Here is a 24,734-nt window from a genome sequence, read left to right as displayed (position 1 = left end):
TCACATATACAAAGCGTTGATGGGGCAATACTTGCAAATCAACGTTAAAAAAATAACACTCAATGTTATAATTTTAACATCAACGCCAGCCCACACGACTCATAACAACCCTGTTGAGGCTTCCATGACTGCTCAAAACCCTTCTCGCTCTTCTTTCGTCACGCTTGGCGCTGGCGTTTTACTGGCTAGCTCTGCGCTGGTAACGCCAGCGTTAGCCAACGACACCCCCGCGTCACCAACGACGCCCCTTTGGTCGTTTGCCAACGTTTCGGTGAACTACTTGGATTGGTCTAACGGTACTGAAGCGCGTACCGCTAGTAACGCAGCAAAAAGCGACTTCACGTTTGTCGAAATCGAAGGCGGCGTAGGTTACAGCTGGGGCGAATTCTACGGTTTCTTCGATTTCGAGAACCCAACCAACGACCAGTTTGACGAATCCAGCGGTGGTAAAGACAACTTTCGTACCGCAGGCAAAATCACTTCGCATATTTATTTAGGCGACAGCCCGCTATCGATCTACGCGCACCTGTACGACTTCCGCGATTATGGTTTCAACGCTCGCGAGCAGGATCAAATTCTCGGCCTCGGCTACCGCACGACGTTCGACAACGGCCTATGGTTTAAACCGTTTATTGGCGCAGCACGTGTGCAGAGCGACGGCTACACTGGCATGAACGGCTTTATGGCGGGTTGGGTAGCAGGTTATGACTTCTCAGCGCTCAACCAGAACTTCAGCGTCACCAACTGGCATGAACAAACCTTTGGCCGTGACGACGAGTATCTGGAACAAAACTATGTGGGCGATAAAGCGGGGAGCGTAGGCACCAACGGCGCGCTTAGCTTGTGGTGGCATCCTTCTGAGCTAATTACCACTGGCGTGCAGTATCGCTACTCAGACAATAAGCTGGGTACCCCGAACGCTTACCAAAATGCGATGATTTACTCAGTAAAATTAAACTTACTGTAATCGCTCCACTTCACACGCTCGGAAGGTACCCACATGACTCTCATCATGAGCTTGGTAGGCATGGTTACGTTGGTAACCATCGCACTTATCTTCTCTTACGACCGTAAATCAATTCGGCTGCGCACCGTGCTTGGCGCGTTTGCCATCCAGGCGGGTATTGGTGCATTTGTACTTTATGTGCCCTTTGGCCAAGCAGTCCTGCAAGCCATTTCGTCCGGCGTTAGCCAAATATTGGTCTATGCCAATGACGGCATCGGCTTTCTGTTTGGCGGCTTAGCCGATGTCGATAACGTCGGCTTTGTTTTTGCCATAAAAGTACTGCCAGTGATTATCTTTTTCTCGTCACTCATTGCAGTGCTTTATTACATAGGCATTATGCAGTGGGTCATTCGGATTTTAGGTGGCGCGCTGCAAAAAGCACTCGGCACTTCTCGCACCGAATCGCTTTCTGCCACGGCAAATATCTTTGTTGGCCAAACCGAAGCGCCGCTGGTGGTACGTCCGTTTATCGCCCGCATGACGCCTTCGCAGCTATTTGCAGTGATGTGCGGTGGCCTGGCATCGGTGGCTGGTTCGGTATTGGCGGGCTACGCCGCCTTGGGCATTCCCATGGAATACTTGGTCGCCGCTTCGTTTATGGCGGCACCTGGCGGCCTCCTGTTCGCCAAACTCATCATGCCTGAAACTCAAGACGCGACCGATAGCGACAGCGTTTCTAAAGTAGAAGAAGAGCTTAAAGAGCAGGAAGACAAACCCGCCAACGTATTGGATGCAGCCGCGGCGGGCGCTACGTCAGGCATGAAACTTGCCGCCAACGTCGGTGCCATGCTGCTCGCGTTTATTGCGCTTATTGCCCTGATTAACGGTATTCTAGGCGGCGTTGGCGGTTGGTTTGGCTTTGAATCACTCAGCCTTGAACTGATTCTTGGCTGGCTGTTTGCGCCGCTTGCCTTCTTGCTTGGCGTCCCTTGGGAAGAAGCCACCCTGGCGGGTTCGTTTATCGGTCAAAAACTGGTGGTGAATGAGTTTGTCGCCTTTATCAACTTGGCTCCCTACATTGATGGGGAACAGGTGGTGGCCGCCACGGGTCAAATGATGACTCCACACACCATGGCGATTCTTTCCTTTGCGTTATGTGGCTTTGCCAACCTGTCCTCGATTGCCATTTTGCTGGGCGGCTTAGGCAGCATTGCCCCTACACGCCGTAAAGAGATTGCCCGTTTTGGCGTGAAGGCCGTATTGGCCGGTACACTCTCTAACCTAATGTCGGCCTCAATTGCAGGCTTCTTTATTGCGTTAAGTAGCGCCACGGCTTAACGCAGCGAGCACGACACTTTGCAACGGGCGCTGCTGTTTTCACGCAGGGCCCGTTTTGTCTTTTATTAATTTGCGAGAACTCCATGACTGCGACTGCCTCCTCTCAGCACACTCAAGCCCAACTTACCCAAGCTGCCCGTCAAGCACTCACCCTCATGGATCTAACGAGCCTGAACGACAGCGACACCGATAGCACGATTGAAGCGCTCTGCCAGCAACTTAAAACACCCTTTGGCAACCCAGCAGCGGTATGCGTTTATCCGCAATTTGTAGTTACCGCGCAGCGTGCGCTAACCGCTCACAAGCTCAATGACCACGTTAAAATTGCCACGGTTACCAACTTCCCAGATGGTGGTGACGACATCATGGGCGCTGCCCGTGAAACCCGCGACGCTGTCGCTTCCGGTGCCGATGAAGTCGATGTGGTCTTCCCCTACCGCGCATTGATGGCAGGCGATGAAGCAATCGGCCTAGAGCTGGTCGAAATGTGTAAAGCCGCCTGCGCTGGTCAAGCACGCTTAAAAGTCATCATTGAATCGGGCGAACTCAAAGATCCCGCGCTTATCAAGCGTGCCAGTGAACTGGCCATTGAAGGCGGCGCTGACTTTATTAAAACATCGACAGGCAAAGTCGAAACAAACGCCACCCTGGAAGCCGCTGAGATCATGCTTAACGCGATTAAAGCCAGCGGTGAAGATGTCGGGTTTAAAGCCGCCGGTGGCGTGCGTACCACTGAAGAAGCCGCCGAGTATCTAGCACTTGCTACGAACATTATGGGCGCGCAGTGGGTAACGCCTGAGCACTTCCGGTTTGGTGCCTCCAGCCTGCTGGGTAATTTATTGAATACGCTAAGCGGCGCCCCACAAACTGCATCGCTCGCCACTACTAACGGAGGCTACTAAATGTCATCTACCGCTTCTCATCACGCTCTCCTGCCCCAGGAACTGATTCGCCTCAAGCGCGATAATCAGCCGCTACCCGCGGAAGAGATCAAAGCCTTCGTACAGGGCATTGCCGATGATCGCATCAGCGACGCCCAGATTGGCGCCTTCACCATGGCGGTGTTCTTAAACGGCATGAGCCGTGAAGAAGTCGTCGCCCTGACCACGGCGACCCGCGACTCTGGCCATGTCATGCAGTGGGACTCCCTCAACCTACCCGGCCCGATTGTCGATAAACACTCTACTGGCGGCGTTGGTGATCTAGTGTCGTTGGTACTCGGCCCCTGGGTTGCCGCTTGCGGCGCCTTTGTGCCGATGATTTCCGGCCGTGGCCTTGGCCACACCGGCGGCACGCTGGACAAGCTGGAATCGATCCCCGGTTACGACCCCTACCCAGCGCCAGAACGCTTTAGCAGTGTGGTGAAATCCACCGGTGTAGCGATTATCGGCCAAACCGGCAATCTGGCCCCCGCCGATAAACGCATTTACGGCGTGCGTGATGTGACCGCTACCGTAGAGTCCATTCCACTGATTACCGCCTCTATTCTGGGTAAAAAACTGGCCTCTGGTTTAGACGCCTTAGTGATGGACGTTAAGGTTGGCAGCGGCGCCTTTATGCCCACGCCGGAAAAGTCCCGCGAGCTAGCCAAAAGCATCGCCAACGTGGCAACCCAAGCCGGCACGCCGACCACTGCTCTGCTCACCGACATGAGCCAGCCGTTGGCCCCTTGCGCTGGCAACGCGGTCGAAATCGTCGAGACCCTGGCCCTACTGCGCGGCGAGCGTGCCAACAGCCGCGTGATGCAGGTCACCCGCGAACTGGCGGTGGAAATGCTGATCGCTGGCAAACTGGTCAACAACCGTGAAGAAGCCCTAACTAAGCTGGAAAAAGCACTCACGTCGGGTGCAGCAGCCGAAGTCTTCGCCCGCATGGTGCGCGAGCTGGGCGGTCCCGCCGACTTTATGGAACGCTCAGATAGCTACTTGGCCACCGCACCGGTTATTCAGCCGGTGTACCCTGAGCAGAGTGGCATCGTACAGCGCATCGACACCCGAGCCGTCGGTATGAGCGTGGTCGAGCTAGGCGGTGGCCGCCTGCGCAACGACGCTAGCGTCGATCACAGCGTCGGTTTTAGCGATATTGTCGAGATTGGCGACCGCGTCGATAGCCAGCGTCCGTTAGCCATCGTTCACGCCCGCAGTGAAGATGCGGCCAAGCGTGCCGCTGCTCAGCTGCGTGCCGCCATGACCCTTAGCGAAGAGCCTGCCGCAGCGGACACACTGCTTCAAGACACCTTCCGAGGAGAAGCCTAATGCGTCGTGCGATTGTATTAGTCCTTGATTCGTTTGGGATCGGTAGCGCCCCCGATGCTGATAAATTCGGCGACCAGGGTGCTGATACCCTGGGCCACATCGCTGCCGCCTGCGCCCGCGGCGATGCCGATACCGCTGAGCGCTCAGGCCCCTTGAAGCTACCCAACATGGCGGCGCTAGGCCTGTTCCACGCCCACCGCGATGCAACGGGAAGCGTCGCCGAAGGCGTTAACTTGCCAGCTCAATTAACAGGTGCGTACGCCCACGCCAAAGAGATCTCCAGCGGCAAGGACACTCCTTCCGGCCACTGGGAAATTGCTGGCGTACCAGTGCGTTTTGACTGGGGTTATTTTCTTGATAAAACCAACAGCTTCCCCCTTGAACTGCTCGACGCCATCGTGCAAGAAGCCGGCCTCACTGGGGTGATTGGCAACTGCCACGCTTCGGGCACCGAGATCATCGCCCGTCTGGGTGAAGAGCACATAGCCACCGGCAAGCCAATTGTGTATACCTCGGCAGATTCCGTGTTTCAGATTGCCGCCCACGAGGAGCACTTTGGCTTAGAGCGCCTCTACGCGCTGTGCGAAACCGTGCGCGAGCTTCTCGAGCCCTACAACATTGGCCGTGTGATTGCCCGCCCGTTTAACGGTGATGACAGCGCCAGTTTTGCCCGCACCGGCAACCGCCGTGACTACAGCGTTGAGCCACCCAGCCCCACCGTATTGCAGAAACTGGCCGACGCGGGCGGCGAAGTGGTCTCGATTGGCAAGATCGCGGATATTTACGCGCATTGCGGCATTACCCATAAGGTCAAAGCCAGCGGCCACGACGCCCTGATGGAAGCCACGCTCGCCGAAGTAGCCCGCACCGCGAAAGAAACCAGCGACCGCCCAACCATGATCATGACCAACTTTGTTGATTTTGATTCGGTTTACGGCCACCGCCGTGACGTGCCGGGCTACGCCGCCGCGCTTGAGCATTTCGATGCCCGTCTGCCGGAACTGCTTGCCGCACTCAACGATGATGACCTGTTGCTGCTCACCGCCGACCACGGTTGCGACCCCAGCTGGGAAGGCACCGAACACACCCGCGAATATGTGCCGGTGATGGTGCATGGCGCAGGGTTTGCCCCCGGCCCGCTAGGCGAGCGCGACACCTTTGCCGATATCGGCCAGACATTAGCCGCCTTCTTCGCCGTTGAAGCGATGGAAGACGGCAAGAGCTTTTTACCTAACGCTGCCTGAACCGCAGCGTTGAGCGAATTAATCTGATTAAAAAACGATCAATAGGAGCGTTTTATGGCAACACCACATATCAATGCTGAAATGGGCGATTTCGCGGATACCGTTCTGATGCCCGGCGACCCGCTGCGCGCCAAGTACATCGCCGACACCTACCTGGAAAATGTTCGTCAGGTGAACGATGTACGCAGCATGTTCGGCTACACCGGTACTTACAAGGGCCGCGAAATTTCGGTCATGGGCCACGGCATGGGCATTCCGTCGGTGTCTATTTATGCCAAAGAGCTGATTACCGACTACGGCGTTAAATCGATTATTCGTGTGGGTTCCTGCGGCGCAGTGCGCGACGACGTCAACGTGCGTGACGTGGTTATTGGCATGGGTGCCTGCACCGATTCCAAAGTGAACCGTATGCGCTTTAATGACCACGACTTCTCGGCCATTGCTGACTTTGAGCTAACAAGCCACGCCGTTGCTGCCGCCAAGGCGCAGAATGTGCCGGTAAAAGTCGGCAATATCTTCTCAGCAGACCTGTTCTATAACCCGCAGACCGATATGGCCGAACTGCTCAAGCGCTACGGCATCGTGGGTGTGGAAATGGAAGCAGCAGGCCTTTACGGTGTTGCAGCAGAGTTTGGTGCCCGCGCGCTAACCATCTGTACGGTGTCCGACCATATTCTGAAAGGCGAGTCGCTCTCCAGCGCCGACCGCCAGACCACCTTCAATGACATGATGACGATTGCGCTAGACACAGTACTACGCGACGACGCCGCTAAGGCCTAATAGCCATTTATGAGGATAACGCCATGAGCCAAGCGGATAAGGCACTGGTTGATACGCTGCTGACCACCTTGGACAACGCTTATGCGCCCTACTCCAATCATCCAGTCGCCGCGGTAATGGAGTGCCCGGATGGCCAGCAGTTTGCAGGCGCTAACGTGGAAGTGGCGCACTACAAAGGGCTGTGCGCGGAAGCCTCGGCGATTTCCGCCATGATCACCGCTGGCCAGCGTGAGCTTGCCAAGGTGTACGTGATGGGACCAGGCGAGCACCTGTGTACACCCTGTGGCGACTGCCGTCAGCGCATTCGTGAATTCGCCACCCCAGAAACGCAAATTATGGTGCTTTCACACCAGGGCGACGTGCTAAAAACCTATACCATGGAAACGCTGCTTCCCGATGCTTTCGGCCCCGAGCAATTGCCACCGCGTTAAGTGTTCAGGCTGTTTCCCGCATGACGAGCGTCACCGGCAACGATACATGCCGGGGCGCTTTGCTTGCTAGCGCTTCGCCCAACAGCTCCACACTCATTGCCGCAATCGCTGCGATATCTTGACGAATGGTGGTTAACCCAGAAGCAAGCGCTGGCAGGTCATCAAAACCGGTCACTGCGACTTGGCGAGGCACGTCTATTTCCCGGTCTTCCAGCGCAGCGATACACCCTAGCGCCAGTTCGTCGGTGGCGCAGACTAGCGCATCAAACGGCAGCGCTTGCTCAGTTTTGATCTGTGCCAACGCGCGATTTAAATAACGATAACTGGTCAGTGAGTCTGAGCTGAATCGATGTGGCAGGCTAATTAGTTGCTCAGCGAGTCCGGCTTCATCCAGCGCCCGTCGGTAACCCTCTAAACGGCTATGAGGCCCCGGCACTTCCAGCTCACCACCGACAAACGCAAGCTGTCGGCGTCCCTGAGCGATAAGGTGGTGCGTCATTTCATAAAACCCTTGGGCATCATTCGGTGCGACCGAAAAACCTCGCCCTGGGTTGCCAATGCGCACAAAAGGCACGCCGGCATTTTCTAGCAAGCTGGGACGCTCATCCTCAGAGGTTTCCCCCAGCAGAATAGCCGCGCCCGCCCGTTCTGGTAGCTCTGCCGTCTGATCGTGATGGAAAAAGATCGGCACCATGCCCTGCTGGTGTAGTGCGACGGTTAAGTGTTGGTAAAGCAGAATATAGTAAGGACGCAGCTCGATATCCTGGCGCCCCAGGGAAATTCCTACCACTGCGGCCTTGCCACTAATCAGTTGCCTGGCCGCTGCGCTGGGCTGGTACGCCACTTCGCGGCTGATGGTAAGAATTTTTTCCCGCAACGCGTCACTTAGCCCTGGCTTACCATTAAGTGCCCGGCTGACCGAAGCAATAGAGACATCGGCCCGCCGGGCTATTTCGCGTATGGTCGCCGTTTGAGCGCTCTGTTTGGTCTGTTTCATGCCATGCCTCAGCGATTCAGCTTATGATTGTGCCAAAAATTGTGCCGAAAATCGCTGAGCATTGCGGCAAATCCAGCTACCAACCACGCCTACCTATGCGGGCAAGCTCGCTATCGAGCTGCTGAATTGCTTGTTCGGGGGAAATATCACCGGATAGGGCGTCATGCACACGGTTGAACACGGCGTTAGACACCCGCGGATACGCTTCTCCAGTAACGCTTGCAGGACGTGGCACACCGTTCATAACGGTTGCATAAAGTTCGCCAATAAACGGGTGGGCTTCCAGCACCTCGGCATTTTCATAGAGCACAGGCCGCGTCGGGTTTCGACCAAACTCAATGGCGTGAGCTTTCTGCTGCTCCTCAGCGGCGAGATAAGCCACTAGGTCAGCGGCGATATCAGGATGCTCTGAGTAGCGTGAAACCGCCCAGTTCCAGCCGCCAAGCGTCGCGACAGACTGCCCTTCGGGCCCGCGGGGTAACGGCGCGACGCCAAACTTGCCTTGAATGGGTGTACCATCGGCCTGCCCCAACGACCAGGCATAGGGCCAGTTACGCATAAACACGGCGTTACCCGATTGGAACACCCCGCGAGCTTCTTCTTCCATATAGTTGCGCACGCCCTCAGGACTGATGTCCCCCACCCAAGAGGCTGCTAGCGCAATGGCCTCTACTGCTTGGGGGTTATTGATGGTGACTTGCCCACCGGCATCCACAAAAGTGCCGCCACCGTGGCTGGCTATCCACTCCAATGCATTGGTGGTCAGCCCTTCATAGGCTCGCCCTTGGAACACAAACCCATGCATGCGCGCATTACCTGCGTCGCGCTCAGATTGCTGGATATGTCGCGCAGTGTCCGTCAACGCCTGCCAGGTTTGCGGCACTTCAGCGTCGTACTTGTCCAACAAGTCCTGGCGGTAATAGAGCAACCCTGCATCCGTAAACCACGGCAACGCCACCAGCTTGCCCTGCACGGTATTGTTATCCATCAGCGAAGGAATAAAGCCGTCAGCCGCGCCTTCCGGCAGGTAGTCATTTAGGTCAACCAAATGGTCGGCAAGTAGCCCTGGCCACACAATATCCACCATCAGCACATCCACATCTTGCGATTGGCTGCCTAATAGTTGCTGATAAAGCGACAACTTCTCAGTGGGTGATGCCGGGGTGGTGACGATATTCACTTGGTGACCATTAGCATCGGCCCACCGTTCTGCCAGGGTTGGGCAAAAATCTGCCGCCCCACCATCGCCACAGGCAATGGTAATTTCAGCCGCCATGGCAGGCAGCGTTGTGGGCAGCAGGGCAAACAGTATCGCTGACGAGCGCAGGTAGTGACGCATAGCATTCACCTCTATTGTTATTGGTAGGTAGGGAGCTAGTTAAAGGGTCGAGCCATCCACCTAGCTGGCAATCGCTAGGCTGCGGTCTTCCTGGCTTGATACGAAACAGGCATCGAGCACGGTTTGAATCGCCGCGCCGCGGGCAAAATCCGGTTGATCGTTATTGCCACTACGAATGCTCTCGACGAAGCGCTGGTAAATACTCGGCGTGGACGGTGCTTTCACAGTGCTCCAGCGGGCAGGATGTACGTCATCATCGAGACATACCTGCACATCCTCTTTTGAGGCGTCCAGGTCAATACGAATCGCGCCTTTATCGCCGTGCACACTCAGCGCCAGCGAGTTGTGATGCCCTGTTGCCCAGCGAGTGGCCTGAATAGTGCCTTTCGCACCATTGGCAAATGACACTCTCATCAGCGCGGTATCATTGGCATCCAGCACATACTCACCAATGCGATTGTCTGGGGCTTTTTCAAAGCAGGTTAACTCGCAGTTTACTCGGGTAATGTCGCCAACAGGGAAGCTGGCAAAGTCGACAATATGCACACCAACATCGCCTAATACGCCTTTGCTGCCGTGGGCTTCAGAAAGCCGCCACAGCCACTGGCTATCTTCATTCCAGCGCCCCCAGGCGTTACTCACTAGCCAGCTTTGCCTATAACTGGCATCGACATGACGAACTTGACCAATCGCCCCTCCCGCAATCAGTGCACGCGCGTGTTGAATCGCCGGGGCATCGCGGTAGCTTAGGTTGACCATGTTGATCACGTTAGCGGCCTGAGCAGCGGCCGCCATTTCATGGGCATCTTGTGCATTTGTCGCCAGCGGTTTTTCACACAGAATATGCTTACCTGCGGCAATGGCGGCCAGCGACGTGGCTTTGTGAACACCATCAGGGGTGACGTTACTTACCGCGTGAATATCATCCCGAGCCAACATGGCATCCAGGTCTTGATACACGTCGGCAATGCCATGATGCTCGGCAAACGCCTGGGCTTTGGCAAGGTCTCGGTCGCACACAGCCATCACTTCGATGCCTTCAAGACGGCCAAAATGCTTGGCGTGCTCGCCAGCCATGCTGCCTGCACCAATTATCGCTAAACGGATCATTTAAAGCCCTCCTCGCCGGGTTTATGCAGGCTTTCGCCTTTAATCTCGACCGGATTAGGCGCTTGGTCAGCGGGCACATTAGGGCAGCTGTCGATCCATCGCGAGCCTTCCGGGCGTGCCCAGTTCACGGCGTTTTTCAACACGGTTTTCACCTGGGCATCGTAATAAATCGGATAGGTTTCATGGCCAGGGCGGAAGTAGAAAATCTTGCCGTTGCCACGTTTGTAGGTCAGGCCGGAGCGGAACACCTCTCCCCCCTCAAAGGCACTGATAAAGATCACTTCATCGGGGTTAGGCACCGCAAACGGTTCGCCGTACATTTCGGTATGGGGCAGCTCAATGTAGTCCCCCAGGCCCTGAACAATCGGGTGACCTGGGTTCACTACCCATAGCCGTTCCCGCTCGCCCGCTTCACGCCACTTGAGTGAACACGTAGTTCCCATTAAGCGCTTAAAAATTTTCGAGTAGTGCCCCGAGTGCAGCACAATCAACCCCATGCCCTGGAGTACGCGTTTTTGAACGCGATCAACCGTCTCCTCCAACACATCGCCATGGGCGGCGTGGCCCCACCATAGCAGTACATCGGTGCTTTCAAGCATTGCTTCGCTCAAGCCCTGCTCTGGGTCTTGTAATGTGACAGCAGTGGCATCGATACCTTCTGCTTCGTTTAAACCTTCGGCGATGCACTGGTGCATACCCTTAGGGTAAATACGCGCCACGATGTCATTGGTCTGCTCGTGGACGTTCTCCCCCCATACGGTCACGTTAATGCTCATAGCTTCTCCTTGCGACATAAAACATCTTAAAAAATGACAGGTGAGGCTTAAAGTAAACGTTTACTCGCAAAGAGTAAACGTTTACTTAAATGCAACTTTAGTCGCTTCACAAGAGTAAAAAGAGTGCGCATTAGCGCTCATAAAAAAGCCCGCTGCATAAAGCAACAGGCTGTTTAGCTAAGAAACACAACGTGTTAGAAGTAGCCCGTCCCGCGGGGCATCATGCCAAGATGATTTTCAACACGCTTGACGCCCTGGGTATTTTCAGCTGCTACGGTCACTGCCTGCTTCTGTTCTACTGACTCTACTAGCCCCCAAATCTCTACGTTCCCACCATCAACAATCACACTGAAGCTTTCGGTTCGCACACCGGTGTTATTATCGATCTCTTTGAGAATGGCTTCACGGATAGAGCGATCATCCTCCGGCGACTGAGTGGGCGCTACAACCGCGTTAGCAATCCCTTGAAGTAAGTTTGCGCGACTGACAATACCAACGAGCTTACCGTCTCGCACCACTGGCACCCTCTTGATGTGATGCTTTTCCAGCAAACGAGCAATGCTATGCAGCGGTGCATTTTCTTCGACAGTTAGTGGCTTGGAGGTCATTACCTCATGCGCCTTACGCCCATGGGATTTAATATATGTCCCCGCGTCTTTACCGCCACTAAAGAGCGAGAGCCACCAAGAGCGGTTATCGTCCGCTTCATCTTTCACGCGACGCATCAAATCGCCTTCGCTCACGATACCCAACACTCTACGCTCATCATCGACGACCGGTACGGCACTAATGCGATTTTCGAGTAGCAACTGCGCTATATCGCGCACGTTTGCGTCGGGCCCTACACACACCACGTTGGGTGTCATAATGTCGATAGCTTGCACAGTATCCTCCAGGCGACAGGGTCGCAGTCGCAAATTATATGGCTCACCTTTGAGACTAGTGTGCTACTGGTGATTTCGCTATGCAGGCCCAGCCTCAGTGCCCGTCTATTGATCCAACGCAGTTTATTTGCTGGTTTTCTCTACACTTTCCTCAGCGACTTTCTCGACATCGACAATGCCAGAACGGCTCACAACCACTTTCCAGCGAGCTAGGTAGGTTGTGTCCTCACTACCCGTCTCACGAATGACCAAGTTAAACAGGTGACGTCTCTCGACACTTTCTCTAACGGCCTGACCTTCCTTCAGACGGTAAATGAAGTGCTTCTCTTTGCTCATTAAGCGCGTCAGCATGGAAAGATCGATATGCAGCGTTTCACGGGTATGCTCATAGCCGCTTAAAAAGCGGGTGGGCGACATACGCGAGCTGGAACGATAATGCAGTACTTCTTCTTCACGCTGAGCGACCGTTCGACGGCGCATTTGCTGAATATCAGCATCTAGTGCGGCATAGCGCTTATAGTCGAACCACTCTAACTGCCGACCCACCGATTGATTGCGCGTGGGGTCGATATATTGCCGCCGCCACTTTGGCCTTCCACGCCGAAGCCAGCGCCATAGCGTGTTACGCAGGTCGTCTTTAAACACCTCCCGCATCGCATAAAGCAGCGCCAACGCCAATACAAACAACGCAGTGACATCGCCCAGCACACTACGCAAGTGGAGCACACCAAGCGATACAAACGCCATTACCACTGCCGTCGCCAACGCTTTTACTGCCTTCTGCTCGCCGCTCCCAAGCTCTAGAGCACGCTGTTTGAGCGTAATGGGATGCTCAATAAGCCGCCTTAGCAAGCGCATTTTATTCGACATCCGAGTGGGATCTTCCATCACCCGTTCAGCGTTATACTCTTGCTCTTTTCGATAGTCGCTCTCACGCTGGCAGACAATGATAAAGCGACGTTTTATCTCACTAAACTCGCCGCCACGAGGCATATGCGCTACCAATGCCAACAGTTGCTGCTCGGTAAACCAGGAAAGGTAATTATCGATGTTGGCAAAGTATTTATAGAGCCGCTCGTCGGTGGGCGAATTGCGCCGCAACCGTTTAAGAATGCCGTCACTCAAATCGCTCATTTCATACAGTTGATCACGGAGCGCATCGGCAAGCTCTTGAAGCTCGCCGCTCTCCTGGCGTTGATCGCTAGTTGCATGGCGTAGTTTTCGGGCGCTGACCAGCATTGCCTGAGTCGTTCGCTCTAACGCCCCAACGTATTGATAAGCGTACAAACTTAAACTTAACCGATAGGAATCACTGCCTAACTGATTACGGCTCGCTAAACGACTATGGACCAACGGTAAATGGTACTCATCACTGTAGTAAGTGCGTGAAACGCTAATCGCGCCGTGATAAAACGCCTCTTCTGAAATGACATGGGTGCTAAGCCCAAGCTCTTTGGGCACAAATAGGTAAACATCGAGCGTGTGCGACGTTTCTTCCTTGAGCCGTCGAGTGAGCCTCAGCTGGAAGCTATTTTTACGCTCAACATTGATCACCTAACGAATCTCCTACTTCATTGCGTAACGCGATGATATACCATGGCCAATCATTATCAGGATGGCCGTTAAAGCACTTCTGCGGTTAACCTCTTTGCCTTGGAGCCAAGGAATGTCCATTGCCCGTTTTTCACCCTTTGAGCTGTTGCTGCTAAAGAGCCGCAGCCAAGTGGATACGGCAACACTACTACTGTTAGCCTGGGTGCTTGTCCATCGCCAGCAGGTGTCTGAAGGCCAGCGGCGACGCCGACTGGCTCAGGTCACCGCGCAATTTCGTCACGGGCATGAACTTGGGCCGGTGATGAGCATTGCCCATAGTCAAGACCTTCAAGCCATTCAGTTAGCGGCCGAGGTTGTGCGCAAAGAGTGTTCCAACGAGCGCAGTCTCAGCATACTTTACCAAGCGATCACGGTAGCCACCGACGATGGCGAGCTATCTCTGAATAACCATTACATTCTGGGCTTTCTCGCTGATTTGCTAAATATCACACCTGCCACATTCAGCACTCTCTTTCATGAGTTAACGGGCAAACCACTGCAATCAGCAGAGGACCCCAGTCGAGATGCTTACTGGCAGGTGCACGATCCAGAATATCACGCGCGCAAGGCACGTGATGCACACGCGGCTGAGCAGAAAGCAAAAGAGGCCGAAGAGCGCCAGCGTGCTAATAAAGAACAACAGCAACAAAAGCAACAAAAGCAACAAAAGCAGCAGAATAAACAACGCCAACAGGAAGAAGCACACCGTGAGAAGGCAAAACAGCAGCAGGCCAAGCGGGAACAGAACAAGCGGGAACAGGACAAACAACAAGAGCGCCGCAAACGACAAGAACAGACCCAACAGCAAGAGCGTCAGCGCTGGCAACAAGAGCAGAAGCGTCAGGAAGAAGCCCGTCGCCAACAGCGGGAGCGCCCCTCTTCACCACCCGATCGCAACACACGGGCGCTGGCAGTATTAGGACTAACACCAGGGGCTAATCGTGCCGATATTCGCCGTGCCTATCGCCGCATGGCGCAGTTGCACCACCCTGACCGTTTCTATTCGGGTAGTGAACATCAAATAGCACTGGCATCAACGCGTTTTCAGCGCATCAAAAGTGCCTACGATTATTTGATGCAAAACACCTGATCAGCCTACTGTTAACGATTAAGGGCAGAGCACCCAAACCGAAAGTGAGTATCGACTCGAACATTATGCGCGATTTGTATCAACGACTGACACTAACACCCGACGCGAGCGATCAAGAAATCAATAGCGCGGTGGCTCGCTGCCCAAACAGCGCGTTGCGCCAGGATGCTGAAACCGTACTTGGTGTTGCAGAACATCGCGACGCTTATAACAAGCTCCACAAAACCGTCAGCGACATAGGACAACTGCGGGCAAGGCTTGGACTCACCCACGCGGCTCATTGGCAAGGCGATGTAGCCAACGACTTTTCCCTACCACCTGATCATGCTATTTCGCGCCATGACGAGCTGATTGATCGCGTCAGTCTTGCGGTATCGCTTTATAACCGCTGGCGGCGTTTCAAAGGCCTGTGGCTACTCGTTGCCCTGCTCACCATTGGTGCTGGCATAGGCGTCGCTTTTGGGCTCGCCTTGGGCCTTGGGCTTAGCATAGGATGAGGCCTCTGCTCGCTCGCGCTCATCTCGGCGGGTTTCAGCTTCTGTCGGGCGCGGAGCTGGTTTTGGCGGCGCTGGCCGCTTTCGCGAGCTATCGCCGTCTTCATCACTGATATTCCCTCCCCTGCTCTTGTCACCCGGCTCATCGAGCGTGAAATCCGTGCCGGCGCGCTCTTTTCCCGTAGGCTCTGCTTTCGCAGTCTCATCGGGCATAAGATCTTGCCGACGATCTTCTGAACGCGCCTCCATGCTGACACTGAGACGCGGTACGCCCAGATCGATTTCCTGCGCTTCCATGCGTTGCTTCAATAGCAAGTTAAAGGCACGCGATACGTCCCATTGCATTTCTGGTGCTGTGCGAAAACGCATGCGCAAAATAGGGCAACCATCTTCAAAGCCCTGCACACCCTGCATTTCTAAAGGTGACCAAATATAGTGGCGCATCATAGGGTCTTTGCGTAACTCTTGCGCTGTTTCTTGCATCAGCGTAATTGCATCATCAATTTTCATCGCATAAGGGATACGAATACGCATTAGCGCAATGCCGAATTGGCGCGACATATTATGAATCGACTCAATACGGCTAAAGGTAATGATATGGACAACCCCATCTAAATCACGCAGCTTCACAGTACGTAGCGTTAATCCCTCAACGGTCCCCATATGGCCATTAATTTGCACGAAATCATCCACCGCCAGGGAGTCTTCAATCAGAATAAAGATCCCGGTGATTAAATCCTGCACCAACGTTTGGGCACCAAAACCAATCGCCAGACCGATGACACCCGCACCCGCAAGTAGTGGTGTGACGTTAACGCCAAGATTTGCTAGCCCGGCAATCACCGCGATAATCAAAATCGTCACAAAAATAACATTACGAATCATCGGCGTAATGGTTTGCGCCCGAGCTTGATTCACTCGCCTTCCGCGAGAGCGCGCGGATGACGTTAGCGCCCGCTGAATAGCCGTATCAGCAAAGATCCAGACCAGCCAAGCCAGCAGAATAGTTGACCCCAGACTTATTAAGGCTTGACCAATACGGGCACTGGCTACCGCTTGCTGACCAAGGCCAAACAGCGAACCGCCCCAAACCTGCATAAACAGTTCGGCGAATACCATCCAGGCGCAAAGGTGGGCAAGGACAAAGCCGAAGCGCTCTAAACGCTTACGATATTGGCTGTAACGACGGCGATGACGGCGCTTACCCAAGCGCTCTGACTGACGTCTTAACAAGCCCGTCACCACTAACGTCAACACCAATAAGCTTGCCGAGATAATCGAGCGCGCAAGCGCTGTACCCACATCACCCACGGTGATAAAGATCGCCAATAATGAGCCACCCACCATCAGCAGCGCAGGAATATGCCAGAGGCCGCCCAGCGCACGGATCATCTCAACGGCGGCACTAGCATCACGGCGCTGCTTGTAAGGGCGGTTACAGATCAAATGGCGAACAGGTCGTTTAAATTTAAAGATAAAGCGTGCTGAAAGCAGCGCAGCCAACATATTCGCAAGCACAGACACTAAGCTGGAAAGCTCACTACCCAGTAGCTCAACCAAGCGGGTAGAGTTCACCGCATCGCCCAAGGCGATTAATGCGCCAATGACAAACAGACCACGCAAGGCTTTTTGCTGCAGCACCTGTACCGCTGTAAAACGATGGCCACGGCTGAAAAACGCAATGACCGTTTCAATCACCACCGACAACGCGCGACCGCACACACAAACGTAAGCCACAACCAGTACAACCGCTCGGCCTGGGCTGTAAGGTAATATCTGCCCAATCCCTAGGGTAATCGCGAATGACAGTGCCCAAGGCAACATGCGGCGTAAAAAGTGCACTGCCAATAACCAGGCTTTCGGGTCACGAGGCAAATCAAGCGGCCATTCTCGTCGTGTGGCGATCAAACGCCCAAACGCAATCATAACGACCAGCAGCGTCCCCCAAATAACACCAAGGACGGCGCCTTCAGCCACTGCGCGTAGCGCCTCCCCCTGGTCAGCACCATCATTTAATGCGCGTAAGTCGGCAGCTCCTTGAACCAATTGTCGTGACCATTCATCAACCGGCGAATCGCCAGCCTGAGCCTGCTCGCCAATATCGGTCAGCGTATCGGCTAGTGCGCCCAGCAGGCCTTGATGAACGATTTTGTCCTCTTCGCCAGCCTCGGTGGCAAGCTGCAATTCACGCAGGGAGTCGAGCAGCGCTCTACGCTGCTCTTCATTCTCCAGCATTGCGATCACATCGCTCAGCGAGCTTTGGAAGCGTTCACTACTGACACTCTGCTCTTCTGATGCATCATTGCCTCCCCCCAGGCTTGGCAGAGAAACGCTCTGCGCCTGTGCGAAGGTCATCACACCTAGGAGTAGCGTCAAAAAAACGCCTAACACGATATTGATTGTCCAGTGCTGTCGCACGCTTAACTCCCGAAAATGAACTGACATAACACGCCACTTAGTTAGCGTTTACTTAACTTTGTACGCTCAGCCTTAATGCGTGACTATGATAGGCTGTTGGCTTAAACGTTCACCTCAAGGATACCGAGATGACGCTGCACGCTCCTCCTAACCGTACAAATAGTGATGGAAAAACAAGGCGTGTCGGTGTGGAAATCGAATTCGCCGGACTCCCGCCGCATGATACCGCTGAGCTGGTACGCGAGCTATTTGGGGGTGAGCTTAACGTGGTCAGTCCCCATCGGCTACTCGTTGAAGCGACTCGATGGGGCGAATTCGGTATTGAGCTGGATACCCAGTATGCTCATCCTGATAAGACGTTACTGGAAGAACACCATGAAAGCGACAGTGAATGGGCACGCCAGCAGCGCCATCGGCGAATAGAGTTCCATCAAAAAACCCGCGAACTGATTGGCGACATGGTGACGGGCCTAGTGCCTACGGAAATTGTCTGCCCGCCGATTCCCTGGGATGAGTTAGGTGAACTAGACCAGCTATTTAGTGCCCTACGCGACAAAGGCGCGAAAGGCACGGATGCCAGCTTACTCTACGGATTTGGCTTGCATCTAAACCCTGAAGTAGAACGGTTTGACGTTGCTTACCTTCTAGCCATGATGCAAGCGTATCTGCTTCTCGCCAGCTGGCTGCGCGATGAAATCAAAGTCGACATTACCCGTGAAGTACTGCCTCACGCCAATCCATTTCATAAAGAGTACGCTCTTAAAGTCCTGGATTCTGGTTATCAGCCTGATTTAGATACGTTTATCGATGACTATCTGCACTACAACCCAACGCGTAATCGAGAGTTAGATCTACTGCCGCTGTTTGCGCACCTGCGTCCTGACCATCCCCATGAGCTGCTGCATAGCCAGCTCACTAAACCACGCCCGACGTTTCATTACCGGCTACCCAATGCGCAGCTTTCTCAGCCCGGTTGGGGGTCAGTTGTGGAGTGGAATCGCTGGGTTGAGGTAGAAAAGCTAGCCGCAAACAGTGAGGTGCTGCGCGCTCGCTGCGATGAGTATATTGCTGAACACAGCCAACCTTGGTGGAAACGCTGTAAAACGAAGCTGCTTGGCCTATTGAAGTCATCCTAAACACACTGCCTGAGTGAGAACGTGCCAGCATGTCTCGACCACTTATTGGGATTACAACCTCTGATCAAAAAAGCCACCTAGCGTGGTGGTTTGACTGGTTCGCCGTATGGCGACATGGCGGCAAACCGCTTCGCTTGTCCCCATCACGCCCCTTGCCTGCCCATCTTGACGGGCTAATTATTGGAGGCGGCGATGACATCCAAGCACACCTTTACGGCGGCGAAGTACAGCTGGATGTGCGGCTAGACCCAGCCCGCGATGAACTGGAACTCAATCTACTCGGCCGATTTATTCCACAAAACACTCCTGTATTGGGAATTTGCCGGGGAGCTCAGCTAATCAACGTCCATTTAGGAGGCACCCTCGACCCTGATATTTATACCACCCATGAAGGCCTGAAACGACGGCGCACTGTGCTACCGCGCAAAACAGTGGATATTGTCGGAGGAAGCAAGCTTTATCAGCTGTTAGGCGTCACGTGGTGTCGCGTGAATAGCCTGCACCATCAGGCGGTCAATCAAGCAGGTGACGGTATCAATATTGTCGCCCGCGACCGGGACGGGCTAGTCCAGGGAATTGAGTCGACAAAACATGATTTTCTGATTGGCGTGCAGTGGCATCCCGAATGGCTTATTTTCAACCGCCCCCAGCAACGTTTAATTAGTGCACTGGTGGCGGCAGCGAAGCAAGGCGCAGGCTAGCAACCTGCGTACCGCCTCTGGCTAGCCTTTTAGGGCTGCCAGCGCGGCCTCATAATCAGGCTCATTTTTCAGCTCGCTTACCAGCTCACTGTGCAACACGCGGTTGTCTGCATCGAGCACTACCACGGCACGGGCGCACAACCCTTCCATTGCACTATTAGCCAATGCGACACCCCAAGCTTCTTGGAACTCTCGATGGCGGAAGGTAGACAAGGTTTCAACGTTATCCAACCCTTCTGCACCGCAAAAGCGCTTGGCTGCAAATGGCAGGTCAGCAGACACCACCAGTACCACGGTATTATCCAATTGCGAGGCCAGTTCATTGAACCGCCGAGTAGACACCGCACAAGTGGGCGTATCCACACTGGGGATAATATTCAGTACTTTGCGCTTGCCCGAATAAGTATCAAGGGTGACATCATTCAAATCGGCATTGGTGAGCGTCATCAGCGGAGCAGTTTGGCCTGGAGCAGGTAGCGTTCCCGCCACATCCATGGGCTCGCCAGCACGGGTTATCTGTTGCATATTAGGCTCCTAATATAAAGCGAAAAAGGTGTATGGTGAGAACTACCACCTTACAGGGCAATGCCCTGATTGGGCTAACTTTTCCTCTCTAACCTTTCTTCGCTAACCTTGCCTCTGACAGGACAACGAGAACGCCATGACCTCTTTAGTCATTATCAAAACCGGTGACGCCTTCCCTGAAGTGGTCGACCAATACGGTGATTTCGAGCAACTCTTTATCAATCAGCTTTCGACGGTACTGCCGACACATCTGTCACTCAGGGTTTGGGATGCGCGCAAACAAGGTGTTCCACCTACTCCTACCTCATTCGCCGGCATTATGCTCACGGGTTCCCACAGTATGGTGAGCGAACAGGAGCCATGGAGCGAGGCGCTAAAACCTTGGCTTGAGCAAGCGCTAGCCGAGAACGTCCCTATGCTTGGCGTGTGCTATGGTCACCAGTTGATGGCGTCAGCCTTCGGTGGCATTAGCGATTACCACCCTGCAGGAAGAGAATCAGGAACGCGCAAGGTACGACTGACCCAAGCAGGCCATCAAGACCCCCTGTTTAGCAAGCTGCCCACACACTTCTCGGCTCACCTGACCCACGCCCAGTCCGTCATGCAGTTGCCACCCAACGCCACGGTGTTGGCGCATAACAACCACGATGCTCATCAAGCATTACGTTATGGCCCCCGCCAATGGAGCGTGCAGTTTCACCCAGAGTTCACCCGACCAGTGATGCATGCTTATATCGAGCGCCAGAAAGCCGCATTGCGCGACCAAGGTGAAAATCCCGACGCCCTCATTGACGCGATCACCGACACTCAAGCGGCCTCTAGCCTACTGCGCCATTTCCTACGCTTTACGTAAGCCGCTTTTGGTCGCGTCTTGATGCAAGCCGATCCGCTAATCGCGTGGGTTCTGGTAACTTGGTGCGTCCTAAACAGCGCACCACCCAGTCAAGCGATGTTTCAAGGGATAATCGATGCCCAGGCGATACGAACACCGGTTTCACATTTTCCCGCGAGCGTAGCACGGCACCAATAACGTCGTTACCTGATGTTAGAGGCACCCAATCCCCCCGCGTGTTTCCCACCTCTGCATGCTGCCCCGTTAAGCGGGACTTAGCGATGCCGATCGTCGGTAAATTCAGCCATAGCCCCAGGTGGGCAGCGACACCAAGCCGTCGAGGATGCGCAATCCCCTGCCCGTCGACCATTACCAGTTCGGGTGTGATCGCAAGCTTAGCGAACGCTTCCAGAGCGGCTGGGATCTCGCGAAAAGAGAGCAGCCCGGGAATATAAGGCATCCGCGTTGGCTCACGATGAACCACCTGCTCTACCATCGTTAGGTGTTGCGTGGTGTCAGGCTGCCATTTTAGAACAACGACCGCCGCCCGAGTGATATCACCACCCGCTTCAAACCCAATATCGACCCCAGCAATGTGGTGCACAGAACCGATACGATCAGTGGTTTCAAGTCGTTTCGCCAGCACTGTTTGCAGCGCTACGGCCTCTTTTGGAGCTAAATTCCAGTCATGTAGCGGTGCGTCCATGCAGCCTCCTTTTACTGAACCATAACCATACTAACGTAGCTCAATTTCCCAGCTGCAATGACAGGCAAAAAAATCCCCTTAAGCCGCTGGGCGTAAGGGGATAGAACGATCGTTAAACGTCGTTTTAAAGCACCATTATATGGCGCTATACATTAACTTAAGCGCGTTCGCGGCGACGAACTGGTGCATCACCGTCATCACGGCGACGACGTGGAGCACGCTCAGGTGCACTGTCTTCACTAATTTCTAACGGGCGACCAGCAACGCGGGCACGTGCCATTTTCGCCAGAATAGTGGAAGGCAGGCCACTGGGTAGCTCAACTACCGAGAAAGCGTTGCGGATATCGATACGGCCGATACGCGCGCCCTCGATGCCACCTTCGTTCGCCAGTGCACCCACCAGTTGACCAGGCTTAACGCCATCTTTATGGCCAACAGAAACACGGTAACGAATCATACCTTCGCTAGGTGCGCTTGAGCGCTCGCGACGGCCACCGGGCTTGCCACCAGGCGCGCTATCACGCGGAGCACGCTCTTTACGCGGGGCTTGCAAGCGTCCAATCGGCGCTTCGTCAGCACGTGCCATCGCGGCAAAAGCACAAGCTAGCTCAACGGCATTATGGCCTTCTTCTACTAGGCGCTCAACCAGTGCACGCTGCTCTTCAGCACCTTTGGTCAGGGCTGCCACAACGCGATGATGGAATACGTCATCACGGTGAGCGCGAATAGCGGCTTCGTCTGGCAGCGGCATTTCAGTCATTTTCTGACCGGTAGCCTGCTCCATCCAGCCCACTTTACGGCCTTCACGGAAACCAGCGAACGTAATCGCGATACCGCTACGGCCCGCACGACCGGTACGACCGATACGGTGAGTATAAGCTTCTGCGTCTTGCGGCAGATCGTAGTTGATAACGTGCGTAATACGCGGAACGTCAAGACCACGAGCAGCGACGTCGGTCGCAATCAACACATCAACCTTGCCACGCTTGAGGCGTGTAATGGTGCGCTCACGCAGGCTTTGGTCTAGATCGCCAGACAGGCCAGCGGCATTAACGCCACGAGCTGTCAGCTGTTCAACCAGCGTGGTACAAGCAGCACGAGTACGCACGAAGACAATAGCGGCATCAACCGGCTCAACTTCAAGGATGCGCGCCACTGCTTCAAGCTTAGCGCCACCATCGACGCGTACAATACGCTGTTCAATGTTTTCACCGGTCGTCGTGCGCGACTCAATCGCAACTTTTACCGGATTAACCAGATAGCGGTTAACAATGCGCTCAATTTCAGTCGGCAGCGTTGCCGAGAAGAACACACGCTGAGCATCTTTAGGGGTATCGGCAACCACGCGTTTTACGTCGTCGATAAAGCCCATGCGCAGCATTTCGTCAGCTTCATCCAGCACGAGTGCCGAAAGACCGTCGAGTTTCAGACTACCGCGATCAAGGTGATCGATAATACGGCCAGGGGTGCCAACAATAACCTGGGCACCGCGCTTTAGCGCGCCTAACTGTTCACGGTACTCTTGGCCACCACAAAGGATAGCGACTTCAAGACCCTTGAGGTTTTGGCCATATTTACTGAACGAAGCCGCAACCTGCTGAGCAAGTTCACGGGTCGGAGCCATAACCAGTACTTGAGGCTCGCGACGGGTAAGTTCTAAACGCGATAACAATGGCAATGCAAATGCAGCGGTTTTGCCGGTGCCGGTTTGTGCTTGGCCCAGCATATCGCGGCCTTCCAGCAACGCAGGAATTGTCTGCGCCTGGATCGGCGAGGGAATTTCGTAGCCTTGTGCTTCAACAGCAGAGAGAACGGCAGGCAACAGAGCAAGATCGCCGAAGCTCGGCGAAGCGACAGAAGTCGAGGTCATTAATCACACCTTGGTAGGCCGGTTTTTCCGGCAAAAAACATCGTAAGCGTCTCTGACTCTGCTCGTTAATACGCGTGACAATGCATATTAATAAACAAGGATCCGCAAGGCGGATATCATCATCAATGGAGTCGGAGACGCCGGTCGCACCTAGCATTCGGTTAGCAAACACCGCATAAGCGGGCTAACCGCTGTGGCGACCTTCTGCGCCGATTTCACCCGTTTGGTGAAATACTGGAGGCGCGCCATCTTCACAGCAATGAACATCTGCAGTTGGCAAGATGTTCCAGCAAGCATTTCACTTCGTAGTCAACGCTACCTAGGAAATTGCTTATCGTCGTGATGGAGGGGTCAACACATGCGAGGAGGGCGCATCCTAACACCGCCAGTCGCTTATGACCAGTTTTTTTGCTTTAACCGTTATTAATACTCCGACTTGCACATATTCACTGTTTGTCTAACCTGAGAAGTGCCTGACGATGTTCACTAACTTCAAGGAGTGATGCTATGAACTGGGATCAAATTGAAGGCAGCTGGAAAGAAATGAAAGGAAAAGCTCGCGCAAGCTGGGGTGAATTAACTGACGATGAGCTTACCCAGATTGGCGGCAAAAAAGATCAACTTGTTGGCAAGCTACAGCAGAAATATGGTTTAGAGCGGGAAGAAGCCGAACGCCGCGCTGATGAATGGGCGAACGATCTTTAACGTTTGTCGTCCAATTAACCGCACATTAATAGCTACATGGAGAGATGCTATGCGCAAGACAATGCTTACCACTGCTATCAGTACCGCCCTTTTAGGCAGCTTAGCCTTTGGTGCTCAGGCCTCAACTGAACCCCAAGGTATGTATTCTGCAGATGACATCATGGATGCAGAGGTGTTTTTTGCGGGTGGTTCTGGTGAAGAAATAGGTGAAGTCGAAGACATTCTTTTTGATGAAGAAATGCGCATTTCAGCGCTAGTCATTGAAAGTGGTGCAGTTCTTGGCCTTGGTGGTCGTGAAATTGTTATTAATACTGATCAATTTACCCTGGAAACCCATACCGAGAGTGATGGTGATACCGGACACCGCATTATGCTTGAGGCCTCCCAAGAGGAAGTTGAATCCTTCCCTACCTACGATCGCGATTGGTGGGAACAGACTAAAAACAGTGCCCGCGATGCATGGCAAACGACCAAAGAAGGTGCTCAAAGCGCCTGGCAGTCTACTCGCGAAGCCGTTAATGATAACCAGTAAGCTACCAGCTTAAATCGCTTAAGCTAGCGGTT

General features: G+C 54.1%; 24 protein-coding genes. 14 read left to right on the top strand and 10 right to left on the bottom strand.

The window, feature by feature from the left end:
- Positions 1-124 precede the first annotated feature (124 nt).
- The 7 genes from INT21_RS01845 to cdd all read left to right on the top strand — a co-directional run bounded on the left by INT21_RS01845 (position 125) and on the right by cdd (position 6,994).
- Entirely contained in the window at positions 125-967 is an 843-nt protein-coding gene (locus tag INT21_RS01845; protein ID WP_089038871.1) for an outer membrane protein OmpK, read from the top strand.
- Positions 968-1,000: 33 nt separating this feature from the next.
- The gene (locus INT21_RS01840) at positions 1,001-2,284 is read left to right on the top strand and encodes a NupC/NupG family nucleoside CNT transporter (protein ID WP_089038872.1); all 1,284 of its coding nucleotides are present in this window, start codon (positions 1,001-1,003) and stop codon (positions 2,282-2,284) included.
- A gap of 83 nt (positions 2,285-2,367) precedes the next feature.
- The gene (deoC, locus tag INT21_RS01835; RefSeq protein ID WP_193084775.1) at positions 2,368-3,186 is read left to right on the top strand and encodes a deoxyribose-phosphate aldolase; all 819 of its coding nucleotides are present in this window, start codon (positions 2,368-2,370) and stop codon (positions 3,184-3,186) included.
- Positions 3,187-4,539 (top strand): thymidine phosphorylase, encoded by a 1,353-nt coding sequence (deoA, locus tag INT21_RS01830; protein WP_089038874.1) that lies wholly within the window; start codon positions 3,187-3,189, stop codon positions 4,537-4,539.
- Positions 4,539-5,783 carry a phosphopentomutase gene (locus INT21_RS01825; RefSeq protein ID WP_193084774.1) on the top strand — a complete coding sequence of 415 codons (1,245 nt, stop codon included), beginning with the start codon at positions 4,539-4,541 and terminating at the stop codon, positions 5,781-5,783. The genes deoA and INT21_RS01825 overlap by 1 nt, the downstream gene beginning before the upstream one ends.
- 54 nt (positions 5,784-5,837) lie before the next feature.
- Positions 5,838-6,563 (top strand): purine-nucleoside phosphorylase, encoded by a 726-nt coding sequence (gene deoD / locus INT21_RS01820; protein WP_038482109.1) that lies wholly within the window; start codon positions 5,838-5,840, stop codon positions 6,561-6,563.
- A gap of 23 nt (positions 6,564-6,586) precedes the next feature.
- Positions 6,587-6,994 (top strand): cytidine deaminase, encoded by a 408-nt coding sequence (gene cdd, locus INT21_RS01815; protein WP_083001707.1) that lies wholly within the window; start codon positions 6,587-6,589, stop codon positions 6,992-6,994.
- 4 nt (positions 6,995-6,998) lie between these two features.
- Here cdd and INT21_RS01810 read toward each other — a convergent pair whose 3' ends face one another.
- From INT21_RS01810 to INT21_RS01785, 6 genes are all read right to left on the bottom strand, one after another.
- Complete coding sequence (locus INT21_RS01810; protein WP_193084773.1) at positions 6,999-7,991, bottom strand: LacI family DNA-binding transcriptional regulator; 993 nt, start codon at positions 7,989-7,991, stop codon at positions 6,999-7,001.
- 76 nt (positions 7,992-8,067) lie between these two features.
- Positions 8,068-9,330: an ABC transporter substrate-binding protein gene (locus INT21_RS01805; RefSeq protein WP_193059921.1), complete on the bottom strand. Its 1,263-nt coding sequence runs from the start codon at positions 9,328-9,330 to the stop codon at positions 8,068-8,070.
- Between the two features lie 60 nt (positions 9,331-9,390).
- Positions 9,391-10,440 (bottom strand): Gfo/Idh/MocA family protein, encoded by a 1,050-nt coding sequence (locus tag INT21_RS01800; protein WP_193059920.1) that lies wholly within the window; start codon positions 10,438-10,440, stop codon positions 9,391-9,393.
- A complete protein-coding gene (locus INT21_RS01795; RefSeq protein WP_193059919.1) occupies positions 10,437-11,216 on the bottom strand; it encodes a ThuA domain-containing protein in 780 nt (259 codons plus the stop codon). Before INT21_RS01795 ends, INT21_RS01800 begins: the two co-directional genes overlap by 4 nt.
- Positions 11,217-11,410: 194 nt before the next feature.
- Complete coding sequence (locus INT21_RS01790; RefSeq protein WP_193068160.1) at positions 11,411-12,100, bottom strand: CBS domain-containing protein; 690 nt, start codon at positions 12,098-12,100, stop codon at positions 11,411-11,413.
- Positions 12,101-12,223: 123 nt separating this feature from the next.
- The gene (locus INT21_RS01785) at positions 12,224-13,654 is read right to left on the bottom strand and encodes a hypothetical protein (protein WP_193068161.1); all 1,431 of its coding nucleotides are present in this window, start codon (positions 13,652-13,654) and stop codon (positions 12,224-12,226) included.
- Between the two features lie 112 nt (positions 13,655-13,766).
- On the opposite strand from INT21_RS01785, the gene INT21_RS01780 reads away from it, so the two are divergent.
- Both INT21_RS01780 and INT21_RS01775 read left to right on the top strand, forming a co-directional pair.
- Positions 13,767-14,783 (top strand): J domain-containing protein, encoded by a 1,017-nt coding sequence (locus INT21_RS01780; RefSeq protein WP_193084772.1) that lies wholly within the window; start codon positions 13,767-13,769, stop codon positions 14,781-14,783.
- 65 nt (positions 14,784-14,848) lie between these two features.
- The gene (locus tag INT21_RS01775) at positions 14,849-15,280 is read left to right on the top strand and encodes a hypothetical protein (protein ID WP_193084771.1); all 432 of its coding nucleotides are present in this window, start codon (positions 14,849-14,851) and stop codon (positions 15,278-15,280) included.
- On the opposite strand, the gene INT21_RS01770 is transcribed toward INT21_RS01775, so the two are convergent.
- Entirely contained in the window at positions 15,197-17,695 is a 2,499-nt protein-coding gene (locus INT21_RS01770; protein ID WP_193084781.1) for a mechanosensitive ion channel domain-containing protein, read from the bottom strand. The two genes, INT21_RS01775 and INT21_RS01770, sit on opposite strands and share 84 nt — an antisense overlap.
- 128 nt (positions 17,696-17,823) lie before the next feature.
- Between INT21_RS01770 and INT21_RS01765 the strand changes: the two genes are divergently transcribed.
- On the top strand, positions 17,824-18,831 hold the full coding sequence (locus tag INT21_RS01765) for an amidoligase family protein (RefSeq protein ID WP_193068140.1): 1,008 nt from the start codon (positions 17,824-17,826) through the stop codon (positions 18,829-18,831).
- 29 nt (positions 18,832-18,860) lie between these two features.
- Positions 18,861-19,532, top strand: a complete 672-nt coding sequence (locus tag INT21_RS01760; RefSeq protein WP_089038887.1) for a gamma-glutamyl-gamma-aminobutyrate hydrolase family protein — start codon at positions 18,861-18,863, stop codon at positions 19,530-19,532.
- 21 nt (positions 19,533-19,553) lie between these two features.
- Here the strand turns inward: INT21_RS01760 and tpx are convergent, their stop codons facing one another.
- On the bottom strand, positions 19,554-20,057 hold the full coding sequence (gene tpx, locus INT21_RS01755; RefSeq protein ID WP_089038888.1) for a thiol peroxidase: 504 nt from the start codon (positions 20,055-20,057) through the stop codon (positions 19,554-19,556).
- A 136-nt stretch (positions 20,058-20,193) separates the two neighbouring features.
- On the opposite strand from tpx, the gene INT21_RS01750 reads away from it, so the two are divergent.
- Positions 20,194-20,910 carry a glutamine amidotransferase gene (locus INT21_RS01750; protein ID WP_193061405.1) on the top strand — a complete coding sequence of 239 codons (717 nt, stop codon included), beginning with the start codon at positions 20,194-20,196 and terminating at the stop codon, positions 20,908-20,910.
- Here INT21_RS01750 and nfi read toward each other — a convergent pair.
- Together nfi and INT21_RS01740 are read right to left on the bottom strand one after the other, a co-directional pair.
- Positions 20,903-21,595, bottom strand: coding sequence for a deoxyribonuclease V (gene nfi / locus INT21_RS01745; RefSeq protein WP_193061406.1), 693 nt, complete (start codon positions 21,593-21,595; stop codon positions 20,903-20,905). The two genes, INT21_RS01750 and nfi, sit on opposite strands and share 8 nt — an antisense overlap.
- 157 nt (positions 21,596-21,752) lie before the next feature.
- The gene (locus INT21_RS01740; RefSeq protein WP_193084770.1) at positions 21,753-23,465 is read right to left on the bottom strand and encodes a DEAD/DEAH box helicase; all 1,713 of its coding nucleotides are present in this window, start codon (positions 23,463-23,465) and stop codon (positions 21,753-21,755) included.
- A 507-nt stretch (positions 23,466-23,972) separates the two neighbouring features.
- Between INT21_RS01740 and INT21_RS01735 the strand changes: the two genes are divergently transcribed.
- Both INT21_RS01735 and INT21_RS01730 read left to right on the top strand, forming a co-directional pair.
- Positions 23,973-24,170 (top strand): CsbD family protein, encoded by a 198-nt coding sequence (locus INT21_RS01735; RefSeq protein WP_038482059.1) that lies wholly within the window; start codon positions 23,973-23,975, stop codon positions 24,168-24,170.
- A gap of 49 nt (positions 24,171-24,219) precedes the next feature.
- Positions 24,220-24,702, top strand: a complete 483-nt coding sequence (locus INT21_RS01730; protein WP_193084769.1) for a PRC-barrel domain-containing protein — start codon at positions 24,220-24,222, stop codon at positions 24,700-24,702.
- Positions 24,703-24,734: the final 32 nt, after the last annotated feature.

The organism is Halomonas sp. 3F2F, from assembly GCF_014897805.1.
Lineage (GTDB): Bacteria > Pseudomonadota > Gammaproteobacteria > Pseudomonadales > Halomonadaceae > Vreelandella.
Note: the sequence above shows the minus strand (reverse complement) of the source record. Positions and strands in the feature narration are given on the sequence as shown.